This is a genomic window from Alteromonas sp. ABH4_452 (genome assembly GCF_056311825.1).
The window spans coordinates 448,025-470,297 of the sequence record NZ_CM149973.1 but is presented as its reverse complement, the minus strand read 5'-3'; the positions used below and the strand labels follow the sequence as shown (position 1 = coordinate 470,297).

23 protein-coding genes are annotated in these 22,273 nt (G+C 46.2%); 9 read left to right on the top strand and 14 right to left on the bottom strand.

The window, feature by feature from the left end:
* Positions 1-161 precede the first annotated feature (161 nt).
* Positions 162-1,940 carry a C1 family peptidase gene (locus tag ACYX4N_RS02050; protein ID WP_476055446.1) on the top strand — a complete coding sequence of 593 codons (1,779 nt, stop codon included), beginning with the start codon at positions 162-164 and terminating at the stop codon, positions 1,938-1,940.
* Positions 1,941-2,102: 162 nt separating this feature from the next.
* On the opposite strand, the gene ACYX4N_RS02045 is transcribed toward ACYX4N_RS02050, so the two are convergent.
* The 3 genes from ACYX4N_RS02045 to bioH form a co-directional block, all read right to left on the bottom strand.
* A complete protein-coding gene (locus ACYX4N_RS02045; RefSeq protein WP_476055445.1) occupies positions 2,103-3,053 on the bottom strand; it encodes a putative metalloprotease CJM1_0395 family protein in 951 nt (316 codons plus the stop codon).
* Positions 3,054-3,067: 14 nt separating this feature from the next.
* A complete protein-coding gene (locus ACYX4N_RS02040) occupies positions 3,068-3,385 on the bottom strand; it encodes a hypothetical protein (RefSeq protein ID WP_476055444.1) in 318 nt (105 codons plus the stop codon).
* A gap of 175 nt (positions 3,386-3,560) precedes the next feature.
* Positions 3,561-4,370 (bottom strand): pimeloyl-ACP methyl ester esterase BioH, encoded by an 810-nt coding sequence (bioH, locus tag ACYX4N_RS02035; RefSeq protein ID WP_179985030.1) that lies wholly within the window; start codon positions 4,368-4,370, stop codon positions 3,561-3,563.
* 98 nt (positions 4,371-4,468) lie between these two features.
* Between bioH and ACYX4N_RS02030 the strand changes: the two genes are divergently transcribed.
* The gene (locus ACYX4N_RS02030; RefSeq protein ID WP_476055443.1) at positions 4,469-5,182 is read left to right on the top strand and encodes a ComF family protein; all 714 of its coding nucleotides are present in this window, start codon (positions 4,469-4,471) and stop codon (positions 5,180-5,182) included.
* Between the two features lie 67 nt (positions 5,183-5,249).
* Here ACYX4N_RS02030 and ACYX4N_RS02025 read toward each other — a convergent pair whose 3' ends face one another.
* Positions 5,250-7,907, bottom strand: a complete 2,658-nt coding sequence (locus ACYX4N_RS02025) for a M14 family zinc carboxypeptidase (RefSeq protein ID WP_476055442.1) — start codon at positions 7,905-7,907, stop codon at positions 5,250-5,252.
* Positions 7,908-8,068: 161 nt separating this feature from the next.
* On the opposite strand from ACYX4N_RS02025, the gene nfuA reads away from it, so the two are divergent.
* From nfuA to ACYX4N_RS02000, 5 genes are all read left to right on the top strand, one after another.
* Positions 8,069-8,647 (top strand): Fe-S biogenesis protein NfuA, encoded by a 579-nt coding sequence (gene nfuA / locus ACYX4N_RS02020; protein WP_118491185.1) that lies wholly within the window; start codon positions 8,069-8,071, stop codon positions 8,645-8,647.
* Positions 8,648-8,766: 119 nt separating this feature from the next.
* Complete coding sequence (locus ACYX4N_RS02015) at positions 8,767-8,922, top strand: hypothetical protein (protein WP_476055441.1); 156 nt, start codon at positions 8,767-8,769, stop codon at positions 8,920-8,922.
* A 211-nt stretch (positions 8,923-9,133) separates the two neighbouring features.
* Positions 9,134-9,829: an aspartate/glutamate racemase family protein gene (locus tag ACYX4N_RS02010; protein WP_474809188.1), complete on the top strand. Its 696-nt coding sequence runs from the start codon at positions 9,134-9,136 to the stop codon at positions 9,827-9,829.
* A gap of 74 nt (positions 9,830-9,903) precedes the next feature.
* Positions 9,904-10,287 (top strand): VOC family protein, encoded by a 384-nt coding sequence (locus ACYX4N_RS02005; protein WP_474803510.1) that lies wholly within the window; start codon positions 9,904-9,906, stop codon positions 10,285-10,287.
* A gap of 273 nt (positions 10,288-10,560) precedes the next feature.
* Positions 10,561-11,277 (top strand): class I SAM-dependent DNA methyltransferase, encoded by a 717-nt coding sequence (locus tag ACYX4N_RS02000; protein ID WP_476055440.1) that lies wholly within the window; start codon positions 10,561-10,563, stop codon positions 11,275-11,277.
* Between the two features lie 95 nt (positions 11,278-11,372).
* On the opposite strand, the gene ACYX4N_RS01995 is transcribed toward ACYX4N_RS02000, so the two are convergent.
* Positions 11,373-12,719: an MATE family efflux transporter gene (locus tag ACYX4N_RS01995; protein ID WP_476055439.1), complete on the bottom strand. Its 1,347-nt coding sequence runs from the start codon at positions 12,717-12,719 to the stop codon at positions 11,373-11,375.
* Positions 12,720-12,841: 122 nt separating this feature from the next.
* On the opposite strand from ACYX4N_RS01995, the gene ACYX4N_RS01990 reads away from it, so the two are divergent.
* Complete coding sequence (locus ACYX4N_RS01990) at positions 12,842-14,002, top strand: polysaccharide deacetylase family protein (protein WP_476055438.1); 1,161 nt, start codon at positions 12,842-12,844, stop codon at positions 14,000-14,002.
* A 92-nt stretch (positions 14,003-14,094) separates the two neighbouring features.
* Here ACYX4N_RS01990 and ACYX4N_RS01985 read toward each other — a convergent pair whose 3' ends face one another.
* The 6 genes from ACYX4N_RS01985 to ACYX4N_RS01960 are packed head-to-tail and all read right to left on the bottom strand — an operon-like array spanning position 14,095 to position 18,694.
* Positions 14,095-14,682: a GNAT family N-acetyltransferase gene (locus ACYX4N_RS01985; protein ID WP_474803502.1), complete on the bottom strand. Its 588-nt coding sequence runs from the start codon at positions 14,680-14,682 to the stop codon at positions 14,095-14,097.
* 1 nt (position 14,683) lies between these two features.
* Positions 14,684-15,328, bottom strand: a complete 645-nt coding sequence (locus tag ACYX4N_RS01980; RefSeq protein ID WP_476055437.1) for an SCO family protein — start codon at positions 15,326-15,328, stop codon at positions 14,684-14,686.
* Complete coding sequence (gene cyoE / locus ACYX4N_RS01975) at positions 15,325-16,242, bottom strand: heme o synthase (protein ID WP_476055436.1); 918 nt, start codon at positions 16,240-16,242, stop codon at positions 15,325-15,327. The genes ACYX4N_RS01980 and cyoE overlap by 4 nt, the downstream gene beginning before the upstream one ends.
* On the bottom strand, positions 16,235-17,452 hold the full coding sequence (locus tag ACYX4N_RS01970) for a COX15/CtaA family protein (protein WP_476055435.1): 1,218 nt from the start codon (positions 17,450-17,452) through the stop codon (positions 16,235-16,237). The genes cyoE and ACYX4N_RS01970 overlap by 8 nt, the downstream gene beginning before the upstream one ends.
* A gap of 5 nt (positions 17,453-17,457) precedes the next feature.
* Positions 17,458-17,997 (bottom strand): hypothetical protein, encoded by a 540-nt coding sequence (locus tag ACYX4N_RS01965; RefSeq protein ID WP_179985043.1) that lies wholly within the window; start codon positions 17,995-17,997, stop codon positions 17,458-17,460.
* Positions 17,990-18,694 (bottom strand): SURF1 family protein, encoded by a 705-nt coding sequence (locus tag ACYX4N_RS01960; protein WP_476055434.1) that lies wholly within the window; start codon positions 18,692-18,694, stop codon positions 17,990-17,992. Before ACYX4N_RS01960 ends, ACYX4N_RS01965 begins: the two co-directional genes overlap by 8 nt.
* A gap of 45 nt (positions 18,695-18,739) precedes the next feature.
* Between ACYX4N_RS01960 and ACYX4N_RS01955 the strand changes: the two genes are divergently transcribed.
* Positions 18,740-18,949, top strand: a complete 210-nt coding sequence (locus ACYX4N_RS01955; RefSeq protein WP_474809186.1) for a DUF2909 domain-containing protein — start codon at positions 18,740-18,742, stop codon at positions 18,947-18,949.
* 16 nt (positions 18,950-18,965) lie between these two features.
* On the opposite strand, the gene ACYX4N_RS01950 is transcribed toward ACYX4N_RS01955, so the two are convergent.
* From ACYX4N_RS01950 to ctaD, 3 genes are all read right to left on the bottom strand, one after another.
* Positions 18,966-19,859, bottom strand: a complete 894-nt coding sequence (locus ACYX4N_RS01950) for a cytochrome c oxidase subunit 3 (RefSeq protein ID WP_474803488.1) — start codon at positions 19,857-19,859, stop codon at positions 18,966-18,968.
* A 23-nt stretch (positions 19,860-19,882) separates the two neighbouring features.
* Positions 19,883-20,470 carry a cytochrome c oxidase assembly protein gene (locus tag ACYX4N_RS01945; protein ID WP_476055433.1) on the bottom strand — a complete coding sequence of 196 codons (588 nt, stop codon included), beginning with the start codon at positions 20,468-20,470 and terminating at the stop codon, positions 19,883-19,885.
* A 151-nt stretch (positions 20,471-20,621) separates the two neighbouring features.
* On the bottom strand, positions 20,622-22,265 hold the full coding sequence (gene ctaD / locus ACYX4N_RS01940) for a cytochrome c oxidase subunit I (RefSeq protein ID WP_476055432.1): 1,644 nt from the start codon (positions 22,263-22,265) through the stop codon (positions 20,622-20,624).
* Between the last annotated feature and the right edge of the window lie 8 nt (positions 22,266-22,273).

The window sequence follows — 22,273 nt, the reverse complement described above, 5'->3', positions numbered from 1 at the left end:
AACGTTTAACGAAGGTAATGTTGCTCATTTGACCTCAGCCTTTTTTTACAGGCAGTACTTTCGGACGACCATAATGAGTTAACGGCCGACGGCCTTTGGTGTACGCGCGTTTCATCTCGCTGTACAGCAAAGATCACCTGCCCTAATCAGAGGATGATGTTATGAACTTACCGGTTTCAAAAAGCATGTTAAATGTCAGTGCAGACTACCCCGACCTTCGGGATCGCTACTACCAACCCAACCTTACCCCACTTAAACCTTTTATCGACCCGCCGGGTAACTTGGGTATATTAGACCAAGGCAAAGACGGCGCTTGTACAGGCTTTGCCTTGGCCGCCACCATAAATTTTATCTATCGCCAGCAAGGCCGAAAACATACCGTGAGCCCATGGATGCTTTATGCCATGGCAAAGCGTCACGATGAATGGTTGGGTGAAGCTTATGATGGCTCTAGCTGCCGCGGCGCTATTAAAGGCTGGTATAACAGCGGAGTTTGCAGCGACTCACTGACGCAAAATATCAATCACAGCAACGAATTTGAAATGACCCTCGCCATAGCTGATAACGCCAGTAATCATAGGCTCGGCGCATACTACCGCCTTGAACGGGAAATTAGCGATTTTCATGCTGCACTTAATGAAGTGGGTGTAATCTTTGTTTCTGCGAGAATTCATGAAGGCTGGAAAGACGCCGCGGGCGACGCGATAAACTTAAGACCTGAACCCATGGGAGGTCATGCGTTCGCCATTGTTGGCTACAATGATGAAGGCTTTTGGATTCAGAACTCGTGGGGTACGGATTGGAAAAAATCAGGGCTAGCGCTTTGGCGATACGATGACTGGGCGTTGAATGTTATGGATGCCTGGGTGGTACAACTCGCTCTTCCTATTTCAGGTACGGGTACCTACCATCAAGCTACGCGCTCTATCGCACAAGGGCTGTTCTCTCGCTCTACGCCACGAGTAAGTATTCAAGATCACTTCGTTCATTTTGATGACGGGCACTTTGATACTAAAAGTAAATATTGGAGCAATAAAAACCACGTCGATGCCATTATTGAAAAGCTTTTCGACAGTAATCATGAACATGTAATGCTGTACGCGCACGGAGGCTTGAATAGCATTAAAGCCTCGGCTAGACGCATTGCCGCCATGAAAGACACCTTTCTTAAAAATGATGTGTACCCCATTCACTTCATGTATGACACAGGCATGCTTGAAGAGCTAAAAGATATTTTAGGCTTTAAGAATGAAGAAATTAGCACCAAAGTTGGGGCTTTTACCGACTACACTGACCGCATTTTAGAATGGGCGACACGTAAAGTGGGCGGCGCACTGTGGCGTGAAATGAAATCAGACGCTTGCACGCCTTTTACCCGCACCACGTCCGATGGCACCTACTTTTTAACAAAGTTAGCCGACTATTTGAAAAACAACCCAAGGATACAGCTGCATGTTGTGGGTCATTCGGCAGGCTCTATTTTTCATGCACACAGTCTATCAAGGTTATTCAAAGTTGATGAAAATATAAAAGTATCAAGCCTGCATTTAATGGCCCCAGCCATTAGCTATTCTCTATTCGACGAAAAGCTTTCGGAGTTTATAGAGGGAGAACATATCCAGTCGACCACGATTTATAACTTATCTGAAGCATTAGAAAAAGATGATCACGTGGCGCGTATTTACCAAAAATCACTGCTCTATTTGGTATCAAATGCTTTTGAACCTAAACCGGAGATGCCATTATTAGGTATGGCCGTATTTAATCAGCCACTGTCTAACGTAACGTTTAAATACAGCGAAGGAAAAGAAGGTGATGCTACGGCAGCTACATCCCATGGTGGATTCGATAGCGACGTAGATACCATGAATTCGGTGCTATCAGATATCACTGGTGGTGCACCTAAATATCCGTTTACGAAGGCGATATTGGATTATTAGGGCTTGCTGATTTGAAGAAGCCTTTGCATAAATGAAAGTGCCGTACTTGCGATTTAGCTCGCAGTTTCTTGGGCTAGATCGTAAGTTATTCAGCGGGTTAATTTGTTGGTGTAATATGAAGCAGCCAGCACTAACTTACGCTATCATGCTTGAAGCCGGCTATTATGCTTGGAGAGATATACCTTCTCTAGATGGAGTGTAAGCTTGTAAATAAGCGTTTTGAATACGGCCTATTCTTGTCTGCATGGCGTCAGGCGCATTTGCTTCTAAGCCTTTCGAAGATATAGCGTTTGCGGGGTTAGACGCACTATCCAACACTTCGTCTGCCGCCGCTCCTATTCTTGGGCCAGTGTTAATTTCGGACTCAGTGATAGTTTCAATACCTGAAACTGTATCGACACTACCGGTTGGAGTCTGCTCTGTAATAGATTCCGCTGTTGGTGGGTTATCAGCTTGCGCTTTAGCAATCTCACTTCGCGCCTCTGTCGCTTTTTGAGATGCCTCAGCGGCCACTTTTAAGTCTTGCGAAGAAGGCTCAGCTGGCGCGAGCGCTGCGGCGCGCACCTGTTCCATTTTTTGCAGCGTTTCTTCTGGCGTTTTCTCTTCTGAGACGTCAATAGACACCTCGCCATCGGTAACATAGCGCTTATTATCTGGGCCTGTAGTGTATTCATATCGCGGTGCACCTGCGTACTGCCCACCTGTTGCCGCATGTGCCTGCTCGTGAACTCTTACTTCCTGATCACGGGCTTTTAGTTGTTCAATTTCCGTGGCTTCTTGCTTCTCTTGTTGCTCTTGCTGCCTGTCTTTCGCGTCTTGCTTGCCTGCACTCTCGTCCTGCGCATTGTCTTTTTCTTGCCCAAAAACGTTTTGGAAAGCGGCTTGAAGCTCGGTTTGTATTTGAGGGCGTTCGTAGGTGACAGGAGCTGGCGGCTGCCCCGGGCTTTTAGCCTTATCAGTTTCAGAACCTAAACCTTTTTGAGAAGCGCCTTGCTGGGAGTCTGACGCTTGGGGAATAGTTTCCCGCTGCACGTTATCTCTACGGGCAGATTCTGTATTTACATTCGCCGTGGGATAAGCAATAGCGTTAAGGATTGGCGTTACTATATTCACCGTACCAGCTCCACTTAAGCCAATACGTCAATGATAGTGCCAAGCATCTCGTCGGCCACCCCTAAAACTTTGGCGGAAGCTTGGGCATTACGCTCGTTTACATTAAGCGCAATTAAATCGTCGGTTAAACGCGTAGTGCTAGAAGCAGAATCAGAAGAAGTGTTGTTTGATTCGCTGGTAGCCACAATAGGTTGAGCGGGTGCAATAGCATCTTCAGCCGTTCGCTGAGCAATATTTGCCGCTGCCTGCGATACGCCATCGCTTGCACTTTGTAACCCATACTGAGCCGCTGCAAATGCAGAGCCTGCACTTAAACCATCAATATTTGTCATACACTACCCCTAACCTCTCATGTGCAATTATTGACCAATTTCACGCAAATGGAAAGACATGTATCACACACTGCCATTAACTTATTGTAAGCAGGCGACTTTTAATTAGCTTTAACGACAGGAAAGCTTCAAACCACCGATTAATAGCAGTTTGAAGCCGTATTGAGGCGTTAGATCAAGACGCTTTTTGTTGGTAAATTCCCGCAGCAAAACGGAATAGAATATCTGCGGTTTGCTGGGGATGAGAAATAAAAGGCGCATGAGAGGCATGAGGAAGAACAACCGTATCGGCCTGTGGGTGCAACTCACATATACGATCTATTCCACTGGTCGGCACTAAACTATCTAATCTGCCATATAATCGCAACGTAGGCGTAGTTATCCGCCCTACATCGTGTCGCATGTCTTCAGTAGACAATATACGTAAGCCTTTCTTAAGCGCTTCCTCAGCGGGTTCTGGAAATTGAGTGACCTGCTCTCGTATTGCTTTAATATCTTGCTTTGCCGTTTCACTACCCATAGCCTGAATTGCCAAAAAGCGTTCGAGTGTCTTTTGGTAATTCTTCTCCAGCTGTGTTTCAAACATAGTAAGTAAATCAGCCGCAATGCCTGGCCAGCAAGGTCCGGCTATAAAACGAGGCGTTGAAGCAATAGTAACCAGTCCATTGAGCTTTTCTGGTGCTAATAACGCGAGCTTTTGAGCTACCAATCCACCTAGTGACCATCCAACCAACACGCACTGGTCTGGCAGTTTGTCTACAATAGCTTGGGCAAGGGACTCAACATTGTAAGGTGAAGGCACGATTTCCGCGTTTTCTCCAAAGCCAGGAAGGTCGATGGTGGTAACGCGAAAATTATCACTAAGGTAAGGGATAAAGGATGTGAACGCGCCGCTGTTCATACCCCAACCGTGAAGAAATACTACATCTACGCCTGTACCCTGAGTACGGGTGACAAGCTCGCCATTTGTATGCAAAATTTCCATTTACACCTCCTTAGGCAGAAACGTGTTTTTGTGAAAACACGAAATGATGAAAATAGGTCGACGTTCGACAATTCAAGGAAGTTGATGGAATCAACGCTATGAACCTTTCATGCTTGCTATGTTATCAGGCAAGTCCTACGCCAGTATGTCACTGGTGTGAAGATGACATGTTTTTTTTCGAAGCCTCATTACATGGGAGTAACCTACTTCAATACGGCCCTGTGGCAGGCCACGTCAAGCATAGCCACTATGACGCACTATCCGTGCTGGGGCTTCACACATGGCCCATGTCATCGCTGGTTCACCAGTTAAAGTTTACGCATTCGCTGACGGCAGGGAAAGTATTAAGTAACTGGTTTGTCCATAAAAAGCGACAGTGCACTTTATCAGTGCCAGATGTACTGCTTCCGGTTCCAATTAGTGCATGGCGGCTTTCAAAGCGTCACTACAACCAAGCTACGCTTTTGTGTGGAAGCTTAAGCCGCGAACTAGGTATACCCATTAACCAAGCGTGGGCTAGCCGCAAAGGTTTTAGTGTGCAGCACCACTTATCCAAAATGGCCAGAGCAGAGAACGCAAACCGTGTATTTACTTTATCCAAGCAGTGTATTGATGGTGAAATAGCGACAGCGCAAAGTAATAAAGATGGCAGCGATTTCACCGTGGCGATAGTGGATGACGTGCTTACTACGGGTGTGACCGTAAACACACTAAGTAAAAGACTTAAGCAGCGCTACCCAAATATACAGGTTCAAGTGTGGGCAGCGGTATTTACGCCGCCACCTAAAAGCAGCTTATTGCTAAAGGCGTAAGGCTTAAAAAAGGAATATAGAAAAATGCGCTGTTAGGCGCGGCATGCACCGCGCCTCATAAACTGATTTAACGGATAAAGTGCGACTGGTAAATTGCATTAGCTAGCATTTTGTTCGTGCCGTACCAGTAGCCTCTAAATTGCGTATTGTCGGTAAAACCAATCACCACACCACGCCCCATCTTCTGAGTCGTCACCGCGGTTGATTCAGCCATTAGCGCAACCATTCTTTTATCGCTAAACCCTGCTACAAGTGGCTCGTCGGTGTAGCGAGCTGGTGTGACAAACGGCGAACTACTTGCTTCCACGATCATATTGTTCGTTTTAAACATAGGTAGCGTGTCATCGCTATAGCCATAAAAAAGTGGATGCGTATTATCAATATCTGCTTCAAATACAGCGCCCGCCACCAACTTTCTGGCATAGAGCGATGAGCCGTCTTCGTAGCTTAAATCGCTTTCATCAAAAGCATTATCTATGGTCTCTTTACTTACAATATCCGCATCTAGCCACTTGTGTTTAGCAAAATAACGCAGTGCAGATTTCTGGCCTACGATCACGCCACCGGCTTTCACCCAATCTTCAATTTTCGCTCTGTCGTTCTCTGTAAAGCGATAGCGACCGCTTGGAAACAAAATATGAGTATATGAGATGCTAGGGTCATTAAGCGCACCTAATAGGTGTTGTTGCTCTACAATACTTGCAGACAAGCCGACTTTAGTATCGAAGTAGTGCCACATTTCTCCCACTTCGTATTCACTCGTCCCTTCACCCCCTACAATTAATACCTGCGGTAAGCCAACTGGCGCCATACTCCGGCTACCTAAATCATTACCTGTCGGCGTTAACCCACTACGCAAGCTAAACACAGGTACCTTAAGCTGTTGCTGCGCTTTGCTCAAAATGGCTACTAAGTTTTCGGGCTGCCCCAAACCTTTAGGCACCACGATACTACCGGGCTGAAGGTCAACATTTTTGCCATCGTATTTAATAGCGGAAAACGCTTTTTCACTGCTTCGCACTTTCACACCGGCTTCCAGTAAAGTTTGAAGCATGGCGGGCGCGTAATAATGCTGCCATGAAAACGCGTAGGCATAAGCGTTTTCATGAATATTGTTAAGTGTTGCTTGTGTTAGAGCTGAGTTGTCACTTAGCGTAAGGCTTCGCACATCGCCCTTGTCTAAAGGCGTGTAGTCCAAGTTAAACGCCAACGCTAAATTCCAAGTTGAAACATCATAAAAGGTGTTATTTTCAAATGATGTTTGCGTTGAAAAGATTGACTTTACTAGGCGATATTGAGGTTGGTTAGTAGGGATAAATATTGCCTTCCCAGCCTTGTAGCTAATCTTGTTCGCATCGAAGTTCTCTGTAAGCACTTCATATTCGATGTGATGCTGCTCTAGTAATGCGATAAACGCGTTAAAACGAGCGGTATCATTCGATGCACTTACCACAAATCCAGCCTGTGCATCTTGCTTAGCTAAAGACTGCGTACTCTTCACAAAGCCCGATTGGTAATCAAGTATTGCAGCCTTATTTGCCAATGCGCCCCTAAAGGTACTCAGAGACGTGGTAATTTGGTTCGCTATGGTGTCTTTGAAAGCAAGCTTGCCGTTTATAGAGTCTTGAAGGTGTCCTCGTGAACTGGCCTGTTCAAACAGAATACCCACGCTACCGTGTAAATCCGGGTAGGTAGACCCTTTACCAGCGTAGAAATCATCGAATGCTTCTTCGGTGAAATACAGCTCGCCCTGTTCGTCGAATGCAGCCGCGTGATAATGCGCAAGCGCTTCAGTTAAGGTGACGTTCTCGTCTGGCGTTAAAGGGTTTTTGCGCGAGCGTACGCCTGGCTGAAAGAAATAGGTACTGTCTGTGCCCATTTCATGAAAATCGGTCAGAATATGTGGCCGCCATTTATGAAACTGTTTAATACGCGCCTGTGACTCTGGGTGCGCCAGCAATAACCAGTCGCGATTTAAATCGAACCAGTAGTGATTTGTTCTGCCTGATGGCCACCCCTCGTCATGTTCACGGTGGCGGCTATCAGAAACTAACTGCTTGCCTTTGTGCATATTTGCCCACTGAGCAAAACGAGAGAGTCCATCGGGGTTGAAAGATGGATCAAACAGCACAATATTGTTGTTCAACAAGGCATCAATTTCTTCGCCTTGAGCGGCGGCTAAGTAATAAGCCAGCGCTAGCGAAGCATTGGTACCGGAAGGCTCGTTACCGTGAATACTGTAGCCCATGTAAAAAATCAAAGGAGCGCCGCCACCTACTTTTTTGCCACTTTCCATGGCATCAATGTGCTGCTGCCTCATGGCTTCAATGTTGTTTCTGTTTGACGGCGCAGTGATAGTCATGAGTAAAAGCGGGCGATTTTCGTGGGTACGGCCAGTTTCCTCGATGGTAATGCGGTCAGAATTCTCGGCAAGCAGCTGCATATAATTTACGACTTGGTCGTGACGTACGTGCCACTCACCAATGTTGGCACCAAGTACAGATTCAGGCGTAGGAATAGCTGGGTTGTAAGATACTGTATCAGGTAAGTATGCGGTAACCGGCTGTCCGCCGGTATCAGGGGTAACAGTAACCACTGATGATAAGGCTGGCTGTGCCAAGGCTTGCTGGCTGGTTGTCGCGTCAAGGGCGATAGTGCCAAGCGCCAACAATAAAGCGAGTGATAATGGGTTCTTTTTGGCGGAGTTTTTTAGTTTCGCTAACATAGCGCTTCCCGTCTTGTTGTTATGGTTGAGAGTAATAGCGGTGTACGTCGCTCTCAACAAATTCGATTCACTGGAATAATTTATTTAATTAATACCTGACTGTTTTACTCAGGTAAATTTGATACAATAATCCAAATTTTCACAATATGTAGGACTTGCTGATGATAACTATATCAGAAGAAGCCCAGGCTCACTTCGTAAAACTGCTGAGTAAACAAGAGTCTGGCACGAATATTCGTGTATTCGTCGTAAACCCAGGCACCTCGTCAGCTGAGTGTGGCGTGTCCTATTGTCCGCCGGACGCTGTCGAAGAAACAGACACTCGCCTTACGTTTAACGGCTTCGATGCCGTGGTAGACGAAGAAAGTGCACCTTACCTCGATGAGGCGGAAATTGACTACGTTACCGATCAAATGGGCTCGCAATTAACGCTTAAAGCGCCTAATGCTAAAGCGCGCAAAGTGGCCGACGATGCCCCTTTAGTCGAGCGAATCAACTACATGATCGAATCAGAAATCAATCCGCAGCTAGCGAGCCACGGGGGTAATGTTGTACTTACCGAGTTAACTGATGATGGCTACGCTATTCTTCAATTCGGCGGTGGCTGTAATGGCTGCTCAATGGTAGACGTGACGCTTAAAGAAGGTATCGAGAAGCAAATGATTGAACAGTTTGCTGGCGAGCTTAAAGGCGTGCGCGACGCAACTGAACACCAAGCCGGTGAGCACTCTTACTACTAAGCGCAATACTGCGCTTATTTAGGTGCAATCACAATGCTGCCCTTATGCTGATGCAAGATCCACTCAAGAGCTGGCAACGATTCAAAATAGGCTTATCTATTTTCGTTGTCGGCGTCTTGATGTTATTTACCCTTAGCGAACTTCATGTTGCGCTGCGTTACCTAAGCCTTCTGGTGCTATTTCTTGGTTTTGCTATTGCCATGTTGGGCTACTGGGGCATTTTCATTCAGCGTTTCTCGTTTATGAAAAATAAGAAACCGCCACCTAAGTTCTAACAATTGAGCTTATCTATTTAATTTAAGCCACTTTACCGCGTTAAAGTATTCACAACGCGCCAACGTCTCTCCCTACACTTAGCTAGTTATATCGCTGTTATATTTCTGTTCATAATGTTTTCCTTCTTCCAGCCACTAGTCGCGACTTCATTTTATCGGTAGATTGAAGGTAGTACTAAATACCTAAAAAAGGTGAACTGTGGAAAATACTATTAAAAAGCTAGGCTTGCTCGGCGGCATGAGCTGGGAATCAACGGTAAGTTATTACCAAGCAATAAACCGTGACGTTAATACACGACTTGGCGGCCTTCACAGTGCACCGCTAATAATAAGCAGCGTCGATTTCGCTCACATAGAACAGCTTCAACATAAGGGTGAATGGGATAAAACCGCCGATATACTTATCCGCGAGGCAAAGCATTTAGAAGTTGCTGGTGCAAAAGCCGTATTAATTTGTACCAATACCATGCACAAAGTCGCGGCTGACATAGAGCAAAATATTAGTATCCCTCTTATTCACATTGCCGATGCCACGGGTCGTGTGCTGCAGAAAAATTCAGTTAAGAAAGTTGGGCTGCTAGGCACCCGCTTCACCATGGAGCAAACCTTTTATACATCCCGTCTTGAAGAGGCTTTTGGTATTGAAGTTGTTATTCCAAATGCGCAACAACGAGATACAGTCCATAACATTATTTATGAACAATTATGCAAGGGCGTGATTTGTGTTGATTCTCGTGAGGCGTATATTGAAGTAATAAACGCGCTTGCGGCCGAGGGTGCTGAAGGCATTATTTTAGGCTGCACAGAAATTGCGTTATTAGTGCAACAACAACATACCAAGGTTAGGTTATACGACACTACCGCTATCCATGCTAAAGCCGCGGTAGACTTCGCTTTAGGGCAATAAATACACTAAGGCAGAGCACGAGTAACCTAATTTGATAAAAGGGGGTTACCCCTACTATTTCAGAGGACACAACTATGTTTAGCCACGTTATGTTAGGCGCAAACGACCTTGAGGCGTCGAAGAAATTTTATGACGCTATTTTAGGTGTATTGGGTTACGAACCCGGCGTTTTTGATGAATATGGACGCGTGTTTTACTACACGCCCAAAGGTATTTTAGCCCTAACCAAGCCAATTAATGGCGAGGCAGCGACACACGGCAATGGCACTACACTTGGCCTTGCGGCACGCACACCCGAGGTTGTAGATGAGTGGCATAAGGTAGGAAGCGAAAATGGGGGCGTTCCGTGTGAAGACCCACCAGGCATTCGGGGAAATAGCGAACGCCAATTATACCTTGCTTACCTGAGAGACCCGTCAGGTAACAAACTCTGTGCCACGCATATCGTAAAAAAATAGCTGAAGCTAGCCTGCTTAGGTGCCTACGCCTTTTTGTAGGCTATTCGCTTTTAGCTTTCTATTTGGCCCAAAGCGCTTTTAGTAATAGCGCTTTGGGTATGCCTATTTAAGTCTACATATAAGCCCCAGCCAAACGAAAAAGCATAGGCGTTACTGTCTGGCCGCTCCATGCCTCAAACGGGTTTCGCTTTTTCTCTTCCTTGTACTTTGACTATACATTGCTGCTAAATGAATTAATCTTGAACCATTATAAGCTCGGCTAACAGAGGGAATATGACACCTGAAGAAACCGGCAAGGCCTACGACACCATTACTCACCTTTGGACTCGCCCTGAATTTAATCAGAAAAATGGCATGACGGCCTATCAAAAAGCCCTGTCATTTTTGCCGGACATCCCATCACAAGAGCCCGATACAGTGCCAAGCGAAGCGCCTAACAAAAGAGAAGCGCTAAATAAAGGAGACAAGAGCAATCAAGTCAAACCAAAAAAAAGAGGTTACGCGCTAGACATAGGTTGTGGATGCACAAACCGTTTTGTTCCCATTATCGAAAGCGCAGGGTTAACGTACGAAGGTATTGATGTATCCGAAGAAATGCTCGCCATTGCGACAACTCAATTACCCGCCCATACCTTCTATTGCGCCGACGTGTGTACATTCACTATGCCCAAGCACTATTCGTTTATAAGCGCTTGGGATAGCTTTTGGCATATTCCTCTAACGCAGCAAGAGCCTTTGCTTAAGAAGCTAGTGAACCACTTAGGCGATGACGGCGTGTTACTTTTTAGCTGCGGGGGCACAACAGAAAGTGGAGAGCACACAAATGAAGTGATGGGCCCAGAAGTCTACTACGCCTCGCTAGGGCTACATAAATACTTGGAAATATTGATGGAAGCGGGCGGCTTTATTCGCCACGTTGAATTTGATCAGCACCCCGAGCAACACACTATTATCATTGTGCAAAAAAGAGCCGCGCAAAAAACTCAGTAGCAAAAATAATACTGAATGATGCCCTAGAAAAACTGAGAGAGGCAGCGTGCTCAGCACGCCTTCACTAAGTAAGGTCAGCGAAGCGTTATAAAACACTAGCTTTGCAGTGTCGCTAGCTCACCGCGTTTATCTAACCGATAAAAGCTCCAAGCCAATGTCACGCCTCGAGCAAGTAAAAAGGCGAGTAGGGCGTACCACAGGCTAACATTACCTTGGTCTTGCGTGAGATACCAAACAGGGAAATATACACCTAAAGCACTTATTATCATGGTATTTCTCATGGCGCTGGCTCGAGTGAGACCAACAAACACGCCGTCGTACAAAAAACACCAATGCGCTAATAAAGGAAGTAATACCATTAGGCCAAGATAAGGTAGCGCAGCATCTACAATGTCACTATGCTCCGTAAGTAACGTAATAATAGCCTCACCGCCAGCGAAAAATATCAAGCTATAAATAAGGGCAAAAATACTCGACCAGACTAACCCTTGGTAGGTGCGTCGTTTCACTTCGCTGCTGTCAGACGCCCCTTTGGCTTCACCGACCAGCGCTTCCACGCCATACGCAATACCATCAAGCCCCAATGCAATTAGAACAAAAAACTGCATGAGTATAGCATTGACGGCCGCCGACGTTTCACCGTAACGGGCCCCTTGAATAGTGAGGAACGCTAGGCAGCCTTGCAGTGCCAGGTTTCGTAATAGCATGTCACCGTTAAGCTTCATCAGTACTTTCCGAGCAGCACGGTTGAACCACGATGTACTTACGGCTACACCGCCAACGCACTTAATCGCCACGGCGAACGCCATTATAGCCATGGTGTATTCAGCGATAACACTGGCCAGCGCTACACCAGCCACGGACAAACCAAGACCGAGCACAAACGCCACATCGAGTGCCGCATTTAATAAATTTCCCACTATTTGAATAGCCATGACGCTGCGCGTTTTTTGCTGCCCGACAAGCCATCCAACCAATGCCAAGTTCAGCATAGCCGCTGGCGCACCCCATACCCGCGTCGAGAAATAGTGTTGAAGGTGAAGGGCGACGTCACTGTTTGGCTGAGTTAGAGCTAAGCCTATAGACAAAATGGGAGATTGAAGAGCAAGTACCGATGCCCCCAATACCAAGGCAACAGCCACCGTTTGCCACAACACTTTTGCTGACTCTAACGTGTTATTCGGCGAACCTTTAGCTTGTGCACTTAAGCCCGTTGAAGACATGCGAAGAAATCCGCACACCCAGTATATTTGCGTTAGAATTAGCGCGCCTACCGATGCTCCCGCAAGCATTGCAGGTAAAGACATATGCCCCAAAACTGCGGTATCAACCAAGCCCAATAGGGGCGTGGTAATATTTGCTAAGATCATGGGAAGCGCTAACGCCAACAGACGGGAATGGTCGTCAAAAAAAGAGCGCTGAGTTACTGGGGAACGGGGCATAAATGATCTCAGTAGGGGTTAATTTCGCTATATACTATCAACCTAGGCAACAGCATAAGTAAAAGCGTACCTGCGCGACCAAATATAAAATTGGCCCAATTTGCGTAATTTTGAAGTTTACCATGCTATTGAATTTGTTCAGGCACTCAGTGGATGATGATATGAAAACCAACAATGTAATTCAAAATAGAATGATGATTCGCTCGCGTTTGAAGATCTTTTCTTTAACGTTGTTGGGGCTCTTCAATATGTTGCTGGCCTCGCCTAGCTTCGCTTCAGATTCTAGTACGAGTGCCACGCCTAACGCGGCCATTTTGCTTTACCACCATGTGTCGTCTTCAACACCGGCTAGTACCAGTATTTCGCCTGAAGCCTTTAGATCGCACATGGAATACTTGGACAAACACCACACAGTTGTTTCGCTACAGGACGTTGTTGAAGCAATACAACACAATAAAACACTGCCCGAAAAAGCAGTGGCTATCACGTTTGACGATGGTTACGCGAATATCTTACACAATGCTCATCCTATTCTGGCTGACCTTGGCTTTCCATACACAGTGTTTATCAATCCCGATGAAATTGGCGTAGGCCCGAAGCAGCTAACCTGGGAGCAAGTAATTGCCATGCACAACAACGGCGTTACTTTTGCCAACCATACGCTAGATCACCTTCATATGCTAAACGGTGAGCAAGCGATGGGGGAGCGCGCATGGCTGGAAAAAGTGTGGGAAAACGTAGAAAGTGCTGAAAAGAAGATAGAAGACAAGCTAAATATAAGCCTTAAGTATCTAGCGTACCCGTTTGGCGAGTACAACACCGCGCTTACTAATAAGCTCAAAACTGAAGGTTATGTTGGATTTGGACAGCACTCTGGGGCTGTAGGCCCATCTAGCGACATGCAAGCCCTTCCACGGTTTCCAGCTGCAGGTCCTTACGCAAATTTGGCAACGCTCAAGACCAAGCTTAATAGCCTTGCTATGCCAGTAACGCACAGTTCACATGAAAACCCTCGCATGACGACACGAACCTTGTCTTCACCCATAAGCTTGACTATAGACAGTGACGATGTGCGTCTTACTCAGGTTAATTGTTTTTTTGGGGGCGATACCATCGAGACAGACCTTGAAGGTAAGGTGCTTTCGTTCACCTTAGATAAGACGCTCCCGGTAGGCCGCTCACGGGTGAACTGTACAGCACCATCCAATACTCAAGCTGGTCGCTATTATTGGTACTCAACGCCCTTCTTTGTAGCAGATGAAAGTGGCAATTATCCTGACTAAGTAAATTAAAAATTTTGACTTGGAATTAGCCTGATGCGGGGCTCGCGCGAGTTCGCGTCAGTGAACTCGCGCTTACATAAGGAAACGTTTACCTAAACTGGACGAGCAAAGCGGATAAAGCCTTTATTAATAGACTCTTCCACAAAGTCATGGTGTTGATAAAAACGGATAGCCGACACGTTCGATACTTCAACATCGAGCACAAGCTTACGTTTCTTGAGTTTTTCTGCTCGCACCTGCATAGCATCCATCAGCATAGAGCCCACCCCGGTTCGTCGGGCGCTTTCTTCAACGGAAAGGTGTCCAATCATTAGTTCAGTATTGGTGGGGGGCGTAAGGTTTACCGCTACTGTTTGGTTACGCATGAGTACTGTCATAGCTTCATCAAGCGTAAAGTATGACGTAATGCTGTCTAGGGTTGCTCTATCAAATGCGGCACCCAGTTTGCTATGCCAAGCAGTTACCACACCTAGCACTTCGTCACCACTGCATGCCACCCAATGATTGTTGAAGCCATACTGACCGCCGCCTAGTTCCCAAGCATGAGCAAGGTAGCCATCGGCTGTTTTATTCTTATTATGTCCAAAAATAGACGTTAATAATGACTGCGCCGCGTTCAATATGAGCGGCGTAGTTTGCGCGGCATCAGATGCCACACCTTGCCTAATTTCTATTTCCATACTACTGCTTCGAGGTAATTATCGGCATATCTGCCAATATTTGCTGAGAATCACTTATCGATAGCTTTCCTGGCTCTCTTTTTGGTTTGAATCTTCCTATCACCCTAGCATCAGGGTCGACAAGTACAACAGATGCACTGTGATCAACTAAATAGTTGGGGTTATCGGTACTTTCAGCAATAGCATACATCATCCCTAAATTACGTACGAACGGGAATAGCGCTTTGTGCTCTCCGGTAACGGCGATGAACTCCTCATTAAAATAGCTCACATACTCTGAAAGTCTTTCTATTGAATCGCGATTCGGATCAACGGATACAAATACAACTCGAATTGGTTCGACAGTATTTAATCCCTTTAGTTCAGGGTATATTTCGTTTAACTCGGCCATGGTCGTGGGGCAAATATCTGGGCAAAATGTATAGCCCACAAATACTAAGCTCCATTGGCCTTTGAGCGAGGAATTATCGAATACGTCACCTTCATGTGACGTTAGTGTGAAAGGTGATAATGCTCTTGGCTCAGGGTAGGTTTGAAAGTATTCAGGCTGACTTTCAACACTTGGAGGCGCGATATAAAGCGCCCCGAGAATGCCTGCACACAACGCTAAAAATGCAACAAGGCCGACAATAGTTCGTTGGTTCATAAACTCAATGGAATGTAGTGATCTAAGAGTAATACTACAAACAATACCATGAGATGAATAATAGAGAACCTAAAAGTTTTCATTGCTGTTTGAGGCTTTGCATCAAATTTTAGCTTTAAAGCATAATATAAAAATCCAATGTTAAGCATACTTGAGCCAATTAAATAAATGAGGTCACTCATACCTGTAAGGTAGGGAAGCAGGCACACAAGTCCTAGCAACACTGTATATAACAATACTGAAGTTTTCGTAAAAGACACACCATGGGTTACTGGCAGCATAGGCACCTTCGCTTTGGCATAGTCTTTTTCTCTATGGATGGCGAGAGCCCAAAAATGGGGAGGGGTCCAAGTAAAGATAATCAGGACCAAAAGTAATGCATGAGCATGTATTTCCCCGGTAACCGCAGTCCAACCTAAAAGTGGTGGCGCGGCACCCGCCAAACCGCCAATCACGATATTTTGCGGTGTCGCTCGCTTTAAGTACATAGTGTAGATAAACGCGTAGCCCACTAAACTTGCTAGGGTTAACCACGCGGTTAACATATTCACAAATAAGGCCAACACCACGAACCCTACCACACCTAAGATACCGGCAAACCACAGCGCGTTGTTTATACTGACTTTGCCTTTCGCGACAGGCCGATTAAACGTACGTGCCATGACGCTGTCTATTTTATGGTCGACAACGTGATTAATAACGGCAGCAGACGCAGACAACATACCAATACCCAATAAGCCGCAGATGAGCACAGTTGCGTTTACCCAAGTAGGCGTAGCTAAGCACATTCCCACTAACGCGGTTAACAGCAACAACATGACGACATTAGGCTTAGTCATTTCATAGTAATCTCGCCACGTGACTACATTGTGCTTGCGTGAAGTACGCGCATGTAAAGAGACCGATTTAGCCATGGAAACCTCCTGGAGCTTTAGGGAGAATATGAGAAGACGTTGACGCGTTAAATGGGCCCTGCAAAGGCGCTTCATGTATGCTAAATGCACCTGCCCCCTGCAGTGGTTTCGAGCCTGAGAATGAGTCTGTTCTTCGTTTTTCTGTACCAAAGACGTTATCGTTTTCTAGTGCCAGAAATACGGTAAAAATGAGGTTGAGTAGGGAAAGAAGTAACACGGCTGCTACTGCGTTATGCATTACAGCGACAGCCAATGGCAGCATAAAGATAATGTTGCTAAGCCCTAATGCCACCTGCGTACACAAGGCTACCAACATAAACGCGCTCACATATTTTTGTTTACTTGAGGTATGGCGGCTTACCAACACACTGATACCAAGTGCTAGCAAGTATAAAAACGTAATGACCGCACCGAACCTATGCACTATGTGCATAGTGACTCGCTCACCGTAATCGTGAGCACCGAATTCATAGTTGTCTGCATCAGGCACACTGAATGCGCCTGCCAAATCAATTCGTTCCTGCCAACCGCTTTCACAAACTGGCATTTCCGTACAAGCTAAGGCCGCATAATTTGCCGAAGTCCACCCTCCCAGAGCAATCTGCGTAACAAGTACGCCGAGTCCAACAAAGGCGAAAAATTTGAGGTTTCGCTGAAAGGCTTTAGCTTGAGGTAAGTCGACAATGCCCTGAACATGCATAGCTGACGCTATGGGCGCTTGTTTAGTTTTCGGTGCACCGCCTGCGGTATTGCGCAAGCGAAGATAGAGAATAAATAGGCAGGATATTACGGAGAAGCCTCCTAACAAATGCCCCATAACAACAACGGGAAGCAGGTTGAGCGTCACTGTCCACATACCAAGTGCAGCCTGGAAGATAATAAGCCCCAGCAGTAACAGTGGTAATTTAACGGGCGTGCCTTTGTCGCGCTGCCGAACAGCAATAATGGCAATAGCCAGTACACATAGCCCTAAGGTTCCTGCAAAGTAGCGGTGAATCATCTCATTCCACGCCTTAAATGCTTCTACCGGACGCTCTGGGTAGGCGGCGTTTGCCTGTGCTACCTTTTCTTCACTTAAGGGGACGGTTAAGTTTCCGTAACACCCAGGCCAATCCGGGCAGCCTAATCCGGCATCGGTCAAACGGGTATAGGCACCTAAAATGATAACAACAGCAGCTAAAAATATACTGAATAGGGTTAACTTTTTCATAGCGTTTATCCTATGCGTGATAGCTTTAATAGCTTTCTCATGTCCGCCAGCATGTTACGGCTTTCCATCACCGCGTCTTTTCTATCGTCTTTAATTTCGTAAAAGAGCATGGCGTTATTTTGAGTATCGACGATATAAACACTGCTAGAGGCGAGGGCGGTTGGCGTGGTAACCGGCAAGGTTTCTACAAAGGGGTAGTCCGCTAAGGCTGCTATCGCTACTTGATCACTTGAATCGCTTGTAACGACCACGGCTTGGGCGCGATCAGACTCTTTACCTAAAGCAAGCCATACTTGGTTAATGCTAAATAGTGCGTTTTCACACACTGCATCGCACTCATTCGGCATGACGTAAAGTAAACGCCACTTAGGCTCTGCATCTTTCAAAAGTGCACTCATGTCGATTGTTGGCGCAAGCAGCTGACCTTTATTAGTAGCGCCTTTGGTAAACCAATCGTTGTCAAGTGCAAGCTTCGCCATGACGACAGGCAAAACAAACACAGCTACCATGATAATTAACGTTTTTTTCGAAGCAGCATTACTCATAACTACGTCCTTTCTTATTAATTGCAAAACCACCTATGGCCGCAGCGGCAATGGCTAAACCAAACCACTGAACGGCATAACCCAGGTGCTTTTCGGGAGACATTACAACGGCCTGATGTTCGCGAATAAACGCTGGGTCAGGCGTAGTAAGCTGGAGAATAAAAGGTAAAAAATTTCGCTCTAAGGCGTCGTTTAATTCGGGAAATTCGATGTGCTGAACAAGCGCAGGGCTTTGCGCCAAGGCCATGTTGGTTTCTTTAACTAAAGGGTTATTACCCGGAACACTGATGACACCGGTAAAATCGCGAATTTCGCTCGTAAAACTTATATCTGGCAAGGTGCGAGTTAAATCTGGTGAGGGCACCCAGCCAAAGTTCACTAAAAGCCAACCGGCATTGGTATATACCGGCGCTATCACGTCAAACCCTATCCGTTGATTGTAAATCTGGTTATCTAAAAGCAATACGTGATTTGCATCTAAGGAACCACTGAAAGAAACGGTGATATCTCTCGGATCTGTGTGGTTCAGCGCCTCTTCTAAACTCAAGGTTCCATTACTTTGCTTTTGCGCTATGCTAGCTAAACGTTGTTGCTTTTGAACCATGCGATCAAGTTGCCAGTAACCTAACCCGCACATAATCGCCACACTAAAGCCTGTGAGTAACCAAGGAATAACGTGGCGAGTGCGAAAAAGCATGATTATCTCGCACCCTGCAAAATGAGAATAAAAACTGAGGTGAGTATGTTGATAAAAATAGTCCTTGTTGCGTTGGTACTGTACATGATTGTTAATCTGTTCATGGCGATGCGCATCATGATAAAAAACGACACATCTAAGGGGCCAATGAGTAAATATATTGGTCGACGAGTGCTCACTTCTGCCGTCATTGTTATTATTATTCTTATTGCTATTGGTACCGGTTTAATTACCCCAAACCCAAGGCCTTATTGAGTTTGGGGTGTTGTTTCTAAAGCACGTAAACGAAGAGATAGAGCATGACCCACACTACATCTACAAAGTGCCAATACCAGCTTCCCGCCTGAAAAGCGAAGTGGTTTTCTGGTGTGAAGTGCCCCTTCAACACTCTAAAAAATAATACAATAAGAATGATGGTACCGAGGGTCACATGCATACCGTGAAACCCTGTAAGCATAAAGAAGGTGTTGCCATAAATACCTGACTGAAGCGTAAGCCCCAAGTCGCGATAAGCATGAATGTACTCTTCCACCTGTAAAAACAGGAACCCACACCCGAGTAAAATGGTAATGCCTAGCATTAGGGTCAACTGCTTGCGTTTGTTTTGCTCTAGACCCACATGAGCGAAGTGCAGTGTGATTGATGAGATAAGCAAGATAACCGTGTTGATTGTGGGTAAACCCGCAGCACTCATTTCTTGTGTGGTAGTGCCGCCTGGCGTTGATACCAGCGGCCAGATTGCCTCAAAAGTCGGCCATAAGACTTCATTAGTCATAGCGTTATTCGATGCGCCACCAAGCCATGGAACCGAGATAAACCGTGCGTAGTAAAGCGCACCGAAAAACGCGGCGAAAAACATCACCTCTGAAAAGATAAACCAGCTCATGCCTTGGCGGTACGAGCGGCCTAGCTGGTCGCTGTAAAGCCCAGCCATAGACTCATCAATTTGGTTTTTAAACCAGCCCACCAGCATAATCAGCAATACGGCTATTCCCGCTAAAAGGATATGACCGCCATAGCCGGTTTCGCCTTTGGTCGCCTGCACCACATAGTTGCCTGCACCTACAGCGATAAGAAATAGAGCGACGGCCCCTACAATGGGCCATGGGCTTTGCGCTGGTACATAGTATTTTTGATATTCGTGATTCTGTACTTCGGTTTGCATTTTCTTCTCCTTACCCCTTCTGCTTATTCGCCAGTTGATGGTGTCGAAGCCATAAAGGGATTCGGTGTTGTCGTTAGGTCACTGGCTCGCGCTGTGACGTCATAGAGTGTGTACTGCAAGGTAAAAAAGGTTATATCTTCAGGAAGCTGCGGGTCGACGTAGAACTGCATAGGCATATACGCCTCACTCCCCGCATCAAGTGGCTGCTGATTGAAGCAGAAGCATTCCGTTTTATTAAGATAGAGCGCTGCTGTGCCAGGGGATACAGAGGGAATGGCTTGAGCGACGATATTACTTGATGCAGGATTTCTCACATAAAACGATACCGTGTTTAGCTCGCCGGGGTGCACTTTCACACGCTTGGTTTCAGTGCGAAATTCCCACGGCATACCGGTATTTGTGCGAGTAATAAATTCTACGGTCACTTCTCGCGATTCATCAATCTCAACTGATTGGTAAACGGCTGCCGTGTTCTCGGTTTTGCCATTAATTCCCGCTACGTCACAGAATACGTCATACAAGGGAACCAAAGCGAAGCCAAAGCCAAACATGCCTATGACAATAGCAACAAGCTTGATAACCATTTTGTTATTTGCACTTTGCTGTGACATCACGCAACCTCCGAGTAACTCCAAAAGTGAAGCTTGGTAAACGCTTTTTTAGCCGCTTATCTCCCTCACCACCTGCAATGTGTGAATACCACCCTTACCGCTGCAGTTCAGCGCTTTACAAGAATGGTCAATTCACAAATCCCACCTATCGTTACTTGACGACAGGCGGAGTTTCAAACGTGTGATAAGGAGCGGGGGATGGAATTTCCCATTCCAATCCTTCTGCGCCGTCCCAAACTTGCGCTGATACCGGCTCACCTTGCTTTTTGCAGGCCTTAATAAGCAGGGCAAGAAAGATGAGCTGAGATAAACCGAAGGCAAAACCACCCAAACTTATCCATTTATTGAAATCAGCGAACTGTAATGCATAGTCAGGAATACGGCGTGGCATACCTGCCAAACCCACAAAGTGCATAGGGAAGAACAACACATTTACCGATACTAAAGAGCACCAGAAATGCCATTTAGCCAAAGTAGTGTCGTACATTTTGCCTGTCCATTTAGGCAGCCAGTAATACACGGCCGCCATGATGGAAAAGACCGCGCCTGTCACCAGAACATAGTGGAAATGAGCCACAACGAAATACGTGTCGTGATATTGGAAGTCTACAGGGGTGATCGCCAACATTAGCCCTGACAACCCACCAATGGTAAACAATACGATAAAGGCAATGGCGAACATCATTGGCATTTCGAAACTTAGTGAGCCGCGCCACATGGTGGCTACCCAGTTAAACACTTTTACTCCAGTGGGCACTGAGATAAGCATGGTGGCAAACATGAAAAACATTTCCATGTACACCGGCATGCCCGTGGTAAACATATGGTGAGCCCAAACTACAAAAGAAAGCAGCGCGATAGACGCCGTGGCGTACACCATAGAGGCATAGCCAAACAGTTGTTTTCTAGAAAAGGTAGGGACAATTTGAGAAATAATGCCGAAAGCGGGCAAGATCATGATGTAGACCTCGGGGTGCCCGAAGAACCAGAAAATGTGCTGGAACATCACCGGGTCGCCACCACCTGCAGCATCAAAGAAGCTGGTTCCGAAAAACTTGTCTGTCAATACCATGGTTACCGCGCCAGCAAGCACTGGCATTACCGCAATCAGCAAGAACGCTGTAATAAGCCAAGTCCATACAAATAACGGCATTTTCATCCAGGTCATGCCTGGCGCACGCATATTGAAAATAGTCACTATCACGTTAATCGCACCCATAATGGATGAGATACCCATGATGTGAACAGAGAACACAAACAATGCTGTCGAATCGCCACTGTAAGTCGTTGAAAGGGGTGCGTAGAAAGTCCAACCAAAAGCAGGGCCGCCGCCTTCCATAAAGAGCGAGCTAAGCAGAATCAAAAAGGCGCCAGGTAAAATCCAGAAGCTCCAGTTATTCATGCGCGGCAATGCCATATCTGGGGCACCAATCATCATGGGGATGAGCCAGTTCGCGAGACCTGTAAAGGCTGGCATTACGGCACCAAACACCATGATAAGCCCGTGCACAGTGGTCATTTGATTGAAGAAATTTGGTTCTACAATTTGTAGGCCGGGCTGAAACAGTTCAGCGCGAATAACCATGGCCATTGCGCCGCCAACCAAAAACATAATGAAGGCAAACCACAAGTAAAGTGTGCCTATGTCTTTATGGTTAGTAGTAAACAACCAGCGCGTTATTCCTTTCGGAATATGATCGTGGTGTTCATGGTCATTATGTGTATGATCACCCTGTACGTGACCACCATGAGTCGCAGAGGTATCTGGCGAAATAACTTCAGTTGCTTTGCTCATTTGTCTGC